Here is a 10,973-nt window from a genome sequence, read left to right on the forward strand (position 1 = left end):
CTTCTTATTTTTAACGCTGTACTTCATGCCCCGGAAAACGGGCGGCAGGATATAACAGTTCGCGAATTTTGTCATAGCAGGCATGGCCGTCTGCGCCCAGAAAGACTTGCGGAATTCCCCTGGCATAACCCCGTACCTGGTCAGGGTCAAATATTTCCTGCGCCGCGCGAATGGTTCGCGCAAAAGAGGAGCCGCTGTTTCTCTCCAGATATTCGGTTAATTGACGGCCTGCCAGCCAGCCATCAGGAGCATCTTGCTGCTGTCCGACGATAACCGAGCAGCAGGGGCGTTTCCAAATTCCTCTTTTTTGCCGTGCCGCCAGCACACTGCGATAAATAACGTCATCGGCAGGCAGAGTATAGCCCATCAATACAATGTGCTCGGCATTTTCCAAAGCAATTCGCATGTCATGATGAATTTCCTCCACGAAAGCGGCATTGCGGCCTTTAATCCCTGTCTGCATCACCAGCGGCGTGTGTTTCAGCTCAGTAAGCGCACCGCAGTAAGCACACTGGAGAGCATCATAACAGCCCTGCTCATAAGCCTTGTGCTCCTGGCGGGAACGCGGCCGCCGCCAGTCGGCAGACAGGGCATTGATGAGCGGCGGTGCATAGAGACTGACCGAATCAAACCGCCATTCATCGCCCAGGTACAGCGTAAGCTTGCCGCAATTCGGACACTCCCGCCAGCCGGAGCAGCCATGAGGCATATAATATTTGCCAATCCGGACGCGGCAGTTGGCACCGCTGTGGGCATCATTCAGCCGCTGCACTACTGATTCATTCAGCGGATACCATACTCCTGGCGAACTTCCGTCTACCTGGCGGAGCCCCATAAAATGACTAAAATCCTGAAACAGCTTTAGAGGTATTGAATTTGCTTCAGAGCAATCATTTACCCGGTTGTGCGCATTAAAAAGCAGCCAAAGTAAGACCGGATCCCAATTCATTGAAATTACAGCATAACTGAATAAATAAAACTCCCGCTGATCATAGGCTTTTTGCTGCGACAGCCGCTGCCCCTCCTCCAGCATTAAGCGGGCAAGCAGCGTGGCAAATTCAATGTAATTTGTAAAAACAGCAGCATTAGCAGCCAGGTTATAATGAAAATCATGGTAGTGCAGCAAACCGATTACCATGACGAGTGCATTGCGGGCAGGTCGAAGCTGTTCCGGCGGAATAAATTGACGACTGTCCCCATCAGGATCATTGACAAAAAAACCATGATGGCTGGCAATGTGCATATCAAGCAACGTAAACAAATCCTGCAGCCTAAAGTCCCGGTCCGAATGGCCCGGGCAAATATGAACTAACCGGCATAAAGTCGCCCAGTCATAGGTCCGTCTGAGCTGCTCCCCTTTCGCTGCGCACTGCTTTTCCGTCATGCCGGGGAATAGCCTTTGCAAAGCTTCCGTACATTCTCCCTGCTCACTCAGCACCTGGAATAAATCCTCTACCGGCCCGGCAATCTCTTGCAGGTGAAACTGCCGGGCAATGCGCTTCCCGAGCGCCTCTTGAAGCACGGCAAGCTGGTAGACAGCCTGCCCTAATTCAGCCGTTGTGCGCAGATAAAGTGCCCGTGTTGCGCCTGCCCCCCAGAAAATCACTGTTTCGGGCCATTGTGGACAGTAATTAGCTGCAGTAGTATCGTCGTTCACTCTAACGCCTCCCGTCTTTTAATGCATGTCCATAAATATCCAATCCTGCAGGAAAATACAGGATAATAACGAAGTAACGAAATATTGTATAAAAATCGGCAGATTCTTCCCAATCTCTTCGTATTATCTGCTGCCGTGATGTGTCCGGAGGTGTTTGTTTATGAAACCATCTTATCAGCGCCCCGCTTTGACCATCTGCTTTTCTTATTTAATTATTGGCTGTCTATGGATTCTATTCTCCGGTTTGATACTGGATTATCTGATCAGTGATAAACAACTGCTTAATCGTCTGGAAGTAGCCAAGGGATGGTTTTTCATTGCAGTAACCACGATCATGCTGTACATCCTTATTACCCGTTACACTGCCAGACTTGTACAAAAAGAGCATCATTTATTATCCAGTAATGAAGAACTAACGGCAGCCTACGAAGAAGTTACTGCTATGGAAGAAGAACTCCGGCAGCAATGCGATGAGCTGCTGGTGAATGACGAACAACTTCGCCATCATAACGAGTACCTCAATCTTCTCCATAAAACGTCACTTGCCTTAATGAGCCGCCTGTCATCAGATGATTTGCTGTCCTCCATCGTCAGTACGGCCATGGCCTTTGGTAAATCGCAATATGGATTTATCAGCCTGTTAACAGCCGATGAAAACTATATGGAGCTAAAAATACGCATTGGACTTGACTTGCGAGAAATCGGCTATCGCCAGAAGCTGGGGGAAGGGCTTGTCGGAAGAGTCTGGGAAACAGCGCAGCCACTCGTTATCCGCAATTATCATCAATGGAATTACCGCCTTCCCTTTACCAATTTTGATAGTACCCGAACCTCCGTCGGCATTCCGCTGAAATCCGACGGCAAAATTATTGGTGTGTTCGGCATGAACTATACCGAAGACCGGGAAATCAGCACCAGTGAGCTGACTTTCCTGCAAAGCTTTGCTGAGCTCGCCGCTCTCGCTCTGGATAATGCCCGGCTTTATCAATCGGTACAGGACGAACTGATTGAACGCCGTAAAATTGAACACGCTTTACAGGCCAGCGAGTCCCATATCCGGGCACTTATTGAAGCTTATCCTGATTTTATCCTGCGGCTCGATCCTACCGGAACGATTCTCTGGTTAAAGGCTGCCCGCGACTTTCACCTGGCACTGCCCACCGAAGAACTGCTGATCGGACGAAATATTGGTGAGTTCCTGCCTGAAACATTAACTGACCGCATTTTGTATTATGCTGTGGAAACAGTACAAAGTAAAAAGAACCAAAGCTTTGAATTTGAAATTATGATTAATAATCAGCTCAGGCACCGGGAAATGCGCTTTGTCGCCTGTTTGCACGGTGATATACTGGCCATTGTCCGCGATATTACCGACCGTAAGCAAATGGAGCAGCAGCTTCGCTATATTGGCCTGCACGATCCGGTAACCGGTTTGTACAACCGCCTTTATTTCGAAGAGGAAATGCTGCGGCTGGAAGACTGCCGTCAATGCCCTGTAGGCCTGATCGTCTGCGACTTGGACGGTTTAAAGCTCGTAAACGATACACTGGGTCACTCGCAAGGCGATGCTTTGCTAAAAGCTACAGCGCAAGTTATCCGCAGCTGTTTTCGGGCAAGTGATGTTGTCGCCCGGATCGGTGGTGATGAGTTTGCTATTCTAATGCCTTTCAGCGATATGGCAGCCACTGAGCAGGCCTGTCAGCGCATTCGCACTGCCAGTACGGAGTACAGTCTTTCCAATCCGCTGATCCCTATCAGTATCTCCGTTGGCATGGCAATTAAATCGGATCCCGCCGTCCCTATGAATGCAGTATTTAAAGAAGCCGATAATAATATGTATCGTGAAAAGCTGCACCACAGTCAAAGTAATCGCAGTGCTATCGTTCAAACACTCTCTACGGCTATGGAAGCCCGGGATTTTATTACCGACGGCCACGCCGACCGTCTGCAGGACATTGTTGCCGATATGGGAAATTCATTAGGCTTGGCGGCAAGCACGATTTCCGATCTCAGGCTGCTTGCCCGCTTTCATGATATTGGCAAGGTCGGAGTACCTGACCAGATCCTTTTCAAATCAGGCAAACTGACCGCCGAAGAATACGCCATTATGCAGCGGCATTCCGAAATAGGCTATCGGATAGCTCAGTCTTCGCCTGACCTTACGCCGATTGCGGACTGGATCTTAAAGCACCACGAACGCTGGGACGGTAAAGGTTATCCTTTAGGCCTGGCAGCTTATGATATCCCGCTGGCCTGCCGCATATTGGGCATTGCCGACGCCTATGATGCCATGACAAACGATCGCCCTTACCGGCAAGCTATGACTCCTCAGGCCGCAATCAGCGAAATAAAACATTGTTCCGGTTCCCAGTTTGATCCGCAATTGGTGGAACTATTTATAAGAATCGTTGAAACGAATCATTCAGCAAACTAATCAAAAAAGGTCTGCCTCAATAATTTGAGACAGACCTTTTGTTTATTTACAGACAGATTAATTGGTCAAGCTGCGAACCGGAGCCGGTATACGGCCGCCGCGGGCAATAAAATCAGCCGAGCCAAAGCGGTTTACCGCCAAAATGGGGCTATGACCCAAGAGGCCGCCAAACTCAACCCGGTCGCCGACAGCTTTCCCCGGCACAGGAATAATGCGTACAGCTGTCGTTTTATTATTGATCATTCCGATCGCCGCTTCGTCGGCAATAATTGCCGAAATTGTGGCTTCCGGCGTGTCACCGGGAACGGCAATCATATCTAAGCCTACCGAGCAAACGCAGGTCATTGCTTCGAGTTTTTCTAAAGTCAGGCAGCCTCTTTCGACAGCAGCAATCATGCCGGCATCTTCACTTACCGGAATAAAGGCGCCGCTTAAACCGCCAACATGGGAAGAAGCCATCAGGCCGCCTTTCTTGACGGCATCATTTAACAGGGCCAGTGCTGCCGTAGTCCCGGGAGCACCGCAGCTTTCCAGGCCCATTTCCTCTAAAATATAAGCTACACTGTCGCCTACCGCCGGAGTAGGGGCTAATGACAAATCAACAATCCCAAAAGGAACGCCTAAACGGCTTGCAGCCTCTTGCGCAACCAGCTGTCCCACGCGGGTAATCTTGAAAGCCGTCTTTTTTATGGTCTCAGCTACCACATCAAACTGGGCGCCCTTTACTTCTTCCAGGGCGCGCTTAACAACACCAGGACCGCTGACTCCCACATTGATGTTCATCTCCGGTTCGGTTACCCCGTGAAAAGCACCTGCCATAAAAGGATTATCCTCTACGGCATTGGAGAAAACGACCAGTTTGGCACAGCCTAAGGCATCGCGGTCTTTTGTCAGTTCGGCTGTTCGCTTAATCAGGATCCCCATCTCTTTAACAGCATCCATGTTAATACCGGCTTTGGTCGAACCTACTCCAACCGAACTGCATACACGTTCTGTTAGCGCCAATGCTTCCGGAATAGACTGCAGTAAGATCCGGTCTCCTTTGGTATATCCTTTTTCAACCAGCGCACTGAATCCACCGATAAAATTGACACCTACTGTTTTTGCAGCCCGGTCCAGCGCTTGTGCTACCGGCACATAGCTGTCAGTATGGCAGCTTTCGGCGGCAATAGCGATAGGTGTAACGGAAATTCGTTTATTAATAATCGGAATTCCGTATTCTGCTTCAATATCTTCGCCAACGCGTACCAGATTTTCAGCAGCCTTGGTGATTTTATCATATACATTACGGCAAAATACCGTAATATCCGGATGAGCACAATCACGTAGACTGATTCCCAGCGTAATGGTCCGCACATCCAGCTTGTTTTCTTCAATCATCCGGTTTGTTTCCAGTATGTTTTGTATTGTTAACATATCCTGTGCCTCCTGTTAAGCTCTAAATCCTGTGCATAATGCGGAAAATATCTTCATGCTGAGCCTTAATCTCCAAGCCTAACTCTTCACTTTTTTGCTGCAGGATTTGCTGCAAATCTTTTAATTGAATTTTGGCACCAGACATATCTGCGATCAAAACCATATTGAAAAATCCATCCACAATATTCTGGTTGATATTCACAATATTGATTTGATTTTCCGCCAATACGGCGCTGACAGTGGCAATGATACCTACACGATCCTGACCGACAACAGTAATTACAACTTTCATAATCTCACGCCTTTCTTCATATTGCCTGCTTGTTTCGTTCTAAAGTACATATGTATACGTGTATAATATTATATTATACATTCTTTATTGAAATTGCCAAGTATTATTAACACTAATAAACTATTTTCTTTGTTAATTCCAGCTAATCAAACAAAAAATGGGACTGTCCCCTTTTTATTATTGGGTCGCCCTACAGGCCGGATCGTAGATTCTAGCCCTAATGTCTTCTCTACCCAGTTTTCATTTCCATACGGAGTTTGTCTTTTAACACTTATTCGAAGCTTTGTTAAGCACTCATTGTCTAGTGGTTGATTGACAAATTCCATCCACGGCTCAGGCAAGTCAATAATATAGTCAATTAAGCCGGCCTTATCACGCTTCCTTTCACCATACGATGACCATCGCCACTCACTACAACATTTCACCAAGCCTGCTCTTACCGGGTTGGCTTCAATATATCGAAGTAAATTTATTAAATATGAATCAGTTGATACAGCAAAACTTTTGAAACGGCCCTGCCAGATGTGTCCACACGTATTATATACTTTTTGATGATACAATACATGCCGCGTCATAATCCATTGCATAGCTCGACTAATGCCATCCGCTTGCCCGGATTTAATTGCTAAGTGAAAGTGATTCGGCATAATGCTATAAGCATAGATAAATAAGCCAAAACGCGCCTTGGCTCTATATAATAATTCCTTAAAGAAAGTATAATCATTCGCATCATAAAATAATTGTTGTTGTTCATTGCCTCGATTCAGAACATGATAAACCATTCCATTTACTAAGCCCCGTGCGCTTCTCGGCATTAGCAACCTCCCTAAAAAGGAGACTGTCCCCTTTTTTCATTCTGAAATCAATCCAAGTTTCTCCATTCGTGCCTTTATGGAGCCATTGGTGCGCTGCATCTGTATAGCAATATCTTTAATTGGCAACCCCTGAGTGTGGTAACTAATTAATACCGCTTCTTGCTCTTTCGACCAAGGAGTACCTGCATTATCAGGTAGTTTTCGCTGCAATTTCTTGCTGCAATCTCCATCAAGCGCCTTAAGTGCAATATATAGGGCGCGAATGACATCCGGCTGCTGGTAGATATTATTGGGCGGAAGGAATTCTCCAGAAAAAGGATCCATTCCATCAGCCAGCGTAGCTAAGATTTCCTGTGCACGAAGCGGCTCCATATATTTTCCCCTCCATTTAACAAACATATGTTCTATTGTTAATTATATAGCCATACTACTCTATTCGCAACATTAAAACTGAATTTTTAGTCTTTTTAAGCTGACATCATTAGCTGGGAAATGGGGACAGTCCCCATTTCCCAGCTAATTAAACAAAAAAAAGAGGCTCCTGCCTCTTTTTTATTTGTCTCCATGATTTAAGGGTTCCTGCCGGGGAAGATGAACGACCTCAATCCACGGGGCGAGCTTAAACCAGTCTACATAGGGTTCGTAGTCGCGGCCATATACGATTTTCGCTATTCTGGAAGTAATAATCAGCTTTTGGCACTCCGGGCAAGGCCGGTCAGTACAATATAAAGTGGCTCCCCGGCGCTCATCGGGAGTACATTCCAGCAACGCATTCGGCTCTGCATGAATGCAGCGTATACAGTGACCATCCTGCATTTCGCAGCCGTCATCAAGACAGTGCGGCAAGCCAGCCGGGCTGCCATTATAACCGGTTCCCTTTATCCGCTTATCTTTAACAATCACTGCACCTACATGCCGGCGCAGGCAGGTACTGCGTTCAGCAACCTGAAAAGCAATATCCAAAAAATAAGTATCCCAGTTTTTGCGCATGAATATCCTCCCGTAATAATATCGCTATTCATATTATTCTTCTCGGTAAAAAAAAAACCTCTCAGGCGAAAAATGTTCCGGCTGCTGCAAAATCCACCCCAATCCCTAACTGGAGGCCCGGCAGCCGCGTTGCAGATATACATTATTTTCTATATTCCGGGCATATTGAAACTGAAATGCTTATTCTTCCATCTATGTCAATTGTTTTACATTTCTATATGATTATTCCCTTCACTTCCCTCTTGCTGAATCTCCATATAATGCTTACTATTATATTATAGATTGTTGCACATTTGTTACCCCATCAACATTCTATACTGTTTACACAAATAACTAGGGGGCTTTCTCTTGCATAATGTAAAAACTGCGGAAACCTTATTTCACTTAATCCCGCTACTGGAAAAACGATTCTTTCGGACTGTAGCCCAACAGTCCAAAACAGGACTTAGCCCGATGCAAATGCATGCCCTGCTGTTATTAAAAGAACACAGCGCCTGTACAATGACGGCTCTTGCCGGTGAAATGCTGATGCCCAAGCAGCAGGTTACACCTATCATTGATAAATTAGTAAAAGAAAAATATGTACAACGCGAATATGATCCTGTTGACCGGCGAATTATCCGCATCCGGCTTACTCCGTTAGGGTTGGATTTGCTGGAAAAAGACCGGCTGACTAAGCTTTCTGTTATCGATGCCAAGCTGTCTCATTTAACGGAAAGTGATTTGCAAAGCCTGCATGATGCCGCTACAGCTTTTTCCCAGCTCATACAAAAACTTCCCTAGACTGAAAAACAACAAAAAAACAGTTCTGTCACTTTTATGACAGAACTGTTTTTTTGTTGTTAATTAGCTGCTTTGGCAATATTTTGTTTCTGTAAGTAATATCCGACTCCGCGGACAGTCTTTAAATTGGATATATTTAGCTTCTTCCGCAGATAGTGAATATATATGTTAATTGTATTTTCCTCTGTATCTGAATTATAGCCCCACACCTTTTCCAGAATCCGTTCTTTTGTAACGACCAATCCGTGATTGCGGATTAGCAGTTCCAGCAGCTGCGATTCCTTCAGGGTTAATTGAATTGTTTCTTCACTCTTCGTTACTTGCCCGCGCTGAGGATCAAACACCAGATCATCAGCAGTTAGAATATTTTCTACCATAATCTTGCTGCGGCGGCGAGCCAGCGCATTCACTCTAGCCAGCAATTCTACCGTAAAAAAAGGTTTTACAAGATAATCATCTGCACCCGCATTCAAACCCTCGGCACGATCCTCAGGGGTATCCTTAGCGGTTAATATCATTACCGGTGTATCATGGCCCAGACTGCGGAATTCCTGCAGTACAGACAATCCGTCCTGCCCCGGCAGCATACGATCCAAAATAATAATATCATAACTTCCCGTACAGGCCATTTCGATACCTGTTTCCCCGTCACTTGCAACGTCTACGACAAAACCGTTTTTCTTTAATAAATACGATAATGCCTCTGTCAAATTTTTTTCATCATCTACTAGTAGCAATTTCATACCTGACACCTTCAATTACTACACAGCCTTGTGAAAGTTTACCCGTCCTTGGATCCTCAACCCTATTTTCGCAAATAATTATTAATATTTTATTTAGTTTTATGCAGATTTTAGATTTTTTTGTCACAACATTTCACATTACCTCCATAATCGCTCTTATTTAGCGGTGTTAACTTTTTTACACCTAATGATTGATTGTACATATATTGTTACAAATTTACATTGTATTTGAATTTGATTCTGAAAAAAACTTTCTATTTTTTTTACATCACGACAAATACTAAATAATTCCTTAATATTTGTCTGCGAAATTAAGTATAGAACAGCAATAAAGGAGGGACAAACTACTTAATTATTGTTTTTCTGGTCAAATTTATATTATTAGCATCTGTCTAACAAGGAAGGTACAGATGCGGGAAAATCAAGGAGGAATTTACAATGGCAATGGTAATTAATCACAATCTTTCCGCTTTAAACACGTACAACCAGCTCAATTCCAACAGCACCCTTATGAACAAATCGCTGCAAAAGATTTCATCAGGCTATCAGATCAATACTGCGGCCGATGACGCAGCAGGACTGGCTATTTCAGAAAAAATGCGCGGTCAAATCCGTGGTCTTGACCAGGCAAGCGCGAACGCCCAAGATTCCATATCGATGGTGCAGACGGCAGAAGGCGCTTTGTCAGAAACCACTGATATCCTGCAACGTATGCGTGAGCTAGCTGTTCAATCAGCCAGCGACACGAATACCGATGCCGACCGTGCGAATATCCAGGATGAAGTGGATGCACTGGTAAAAGAAATCAACCGGATTGCCGATACAACTGAATTTAATACGAAAAAGCTCTTAGATGGTTCTATGAGCGGTAAAACTACTGAGCAAGCTAGTATTGATTCCAATTCAGCTGTCAAAGCTGCCGCCGGTGCCGCACTCACTGATACCACCGCATTGCTAACGGATTTGACTGATGCAGACGGCAACTCGCTTGGCATAAAAGCGGGAGACACTGTCACAGTCAGCTATATGAAAGATGGCGCTCTGGTCACAGGCAGCCTGGATGTTACAGCGACTACTACCCTCGCTGATTTAGAAGATATTAGCACTTTCGACAAAGATGGAAACGCTACTACAGGCGCTACCAAAACTGTTGCAGATGATTTGGGTCTCACTGTTGACACCACTTCCGGCGCTTTGACTGCTACGGCCGCTGCAACCGGTACAGCTAATTCCGTCTATGGCTTAACGATTACCGTTACTGATTCAGATGGCGATTCTGTCACTGCAGCAACCAATGCTTTATCAGACTTCACTCAAACGCAAGCTGCTAAGAATACCGGCAGCGACAAATCTTCCACTATTTTGATTGGCGCTAATACAGGTCAAAGTATCACGATTGCTATCGACAATATGGATGCCGAATCACTGGGAGTCAACAATCTTCAGGTTGATACTCAGGATGCTGCAAATGTCGCTCTAGGCGTAATTGACACGGCCACCGCTACCGTAACCACTATGCGCTCCAAGCTTGGTGCTATTGAGAACCGTCTGGATCACACGATCAATAACCTTACCACTTCCAGCGAAAACCTGACAGCTGCCGAGTCCCGCATCCGCGATGTTGATATGGCTTCCGAAATGGCCACTTATACAAAGCTGAGCGTTATGACTCAGGCCGCAACAGCAATGCTGGCGCAGGCTAATCAACAACCCCAGCAGGTATTGAGCTTGCTTAAATAAATAGGACTAAAAAGGGGCTGTCGCAAAATGCTTTTTGAAAAAAAGCGTTTTGTGGCAGCCTTCTTTGCTTGAGCAGATAAAATATAGGCGAAAAAGAATAAAA

Annotated in this window: 10 protein-coding genes; 3 read left to right on the forward strand and 7 right to left on the reverse strand. The window is 45.6% G+C overall.

The window, feature by feature from the left end; translation table 11 throughout:
• Positions 1-10 precede the first annotated feature (10 nt).
• Positions 11-1,657, reverse strand: a complete 1,647-nt coding sequence (locus EV210_RS20655; protein ID WP_132083257.1) for a hypothetical protein — start codon at positions 1,655-1,657, stop codon at positions 11-13.
• Between the two features lie 160 nt (positions 1,658-1,817).
• Between EV210_RS20655 and EV210_RS20660 the strand changes: the two genes are divergently transcribed.
• On the forward strand, positions 1,818-4,091 hold the full coding sequence (locus EV210_RS20660; protein ID WP_132083258.1) for an HD domain-containing phosphohydrolase: 2,274 nt from the start codon (positions 1,818-1,820) through the stop codon (positions 4,089-4,091).
• A gap of 57 nt (positions 4,092-4,148) precedes the next feature.
• On the opposite strand, the gene EV210_RS20665 is transcribed toward EV210_RS20660, so the two are convergent.
• The 5 genes from EV210_RS20665 to EV210_RS20685 all read right to left on the reverse strand — a co-directional run bounded on the left by EV210_RS20665 (position 4,149) and on the right by EV210_RS20685 (position 7,604).
• A complete protein-coding gene (locus EV210_RS20665) occupies positions 4,149-5,507 on the reverse strand; it encodes a PFL family protein (protein ID WP_132083259.1) in 1,359 nt (452 codons plus the stop codon).
• A gap of 22 nt (positions 5,508-5,529) precedes the next feature.
• Positions 5,530-5,799 carry an ACT domain-containing protein gene (locus EV210_RS20670; protein ID WP_132083260.1) on the reverse strand — a complete coding sequence of 90 codons (270 nt, stop codon included), beginning with the start codon at positions 5,797-5,799 and terminating at the stop codon, positions 5,530-5,532.
• Positions 5,800-5,945: 146 nt separating this feature from the next.
• Complete coding sequence (locus EV210_RS20675) at positions 5,946-6,614, reverse strand: transposase (RefSeq protein WP_132083261.1); 669 nt, start codon at positions 6,612-6,614, stop codon at positions 5,946-5,948.
• 36 nt (positions 6,615-6,650) lie between these two features.
• Positions 6,651-6,986: a hypothetical protein gene (locus EV210_RS20680; protein ID WP_132083262.1), complete on the reverse strand. Its 336-nt coding sequence runs from the start codon at positions 6,984-6,986 to the stop codon at positions 6,651-6,653.
• A gap of 180 nt (positions 6,987-7,166) precedes the next feature.
• Positions 7,167-7,604 (reverse strand): deoxycytidylate deaminase, encoded by a 438-nt coding sequence (locus EV210_RS20685; RefSeq protein WP_132083263.1) that lies wholly within the window; start codon positions 7,602-7,604, stop codon positions 7,167-7,169.
• Between the two features lie 348 nt (positions 7,605-7,952).
• Between EV210_RS20685 and EV210_RS20690 the strand changes: the two genes are divergently transcribed.
• Entirely contained in the window at positions 7,953-8,387 is a 435-nt protein-coding gene (locus EV210_RS20690) for a MarR family winged helix-turn-helix transcriptional regulator (protein ID WP_132083264.1), read from the forward strand.
• Positions 8,388-8,446: 59 nt separating this feature from the next.
• Here EV210_RS20690 and EV210_RS20695 read toward each other — a convergent pair whose 3' ends face one another.
• Positions 8,447-9,130, reverse strand: coding sequence for a response regulator transcription factor (locus tag EV210_RS20695; RefSeq protein ID WP_132083265.1), 684 nt, complete (start codon positions 9,128-9,130; stop codon positions 8,447-8,449).
• 438 nt (positions 9,131-9,568) lie between these two features.
• On the opposite strand from EV210_RS20695, the gene EV210_RS23365 reads away from it, so the two are divergent.
• A complete protein-coding gene (locus EV210_RS23365) occupies positions 9,569-10,870 on the forward strand; it encodes a flagellin N-terminal helical domain-containing protein (RefSeq protein ID WP_279388520.1) in 1,302 nt (433 codons plus the stop codon).
• The last annotated feature ends 103 nt before the right edge of the window (positions 10,871-10,973 follow it).

The sequence above is a fragment of the Anaerospora hongkongensis genome, from assembly GCF_004339805.1.
Taxonomy (GTDB): domain Bacteria; phylum Bacillota; class Negativicutes; order Sporomusales; family DSM-15969; genus Anaerospora; species Anaerospora hongkongensis.

Coding starts and splice junctions, on each gene's coding strand:
- EV210_RS20660 (WP_132083258.1), top strand. CDS start 1,818: ATGAAACCATCTTATCAGCGCCCCGCTTTGACCATCTGCTTTTCTTAT.
- EV210_RS20665 (WP_132083259.1), bottom strand. CDS start 5,507: ATGTTAACAATACAAAACATACTGGAAACAAACCGGATGATTGAAGAA.
- EV210_RS20670 (WP_132083260.1), bottom strand. CDS start 5,799: ATGAAAGTTGTAATTACTGTTGTCGGTCAGGATCGTGTAGGTATCATT.
- EV210_RS20675 (WP_132083261.1), bottom strand. CDS start 6,614: ATGCCGAGAAGCGCACGGGGCTTAGTAAATGGAATGGTTTATCATGTT.
- EV210_RS20680 (WP_132083262.1), bottom strand. CDS start 6,986: ATGGAGCCGCTTCGTGCACAGGAAATCTTAGCTACGCTGGCTGATGGA.
- EV210_RS20685 (WP_132083263.1), bottom strand. CDS start 7,604: ATGCGCAAAAACTGGGATACTTATTTTTTGGATATTGCTTTTCAGGTT.
- EV210_RS20695 (WP_132083265.1), bottom strand. CDS start 9,130: ATGAAATTGCTACTAGTAGATGATGAAAAAAATTTGACAGAGGCATTA.
- EV210_RS23365 (WP_279388520.1), top strand. CDS start 9,569: ATGGCAATGGTAATTAATCACAATCTTTCCGCTTTAAACACGTACAAC.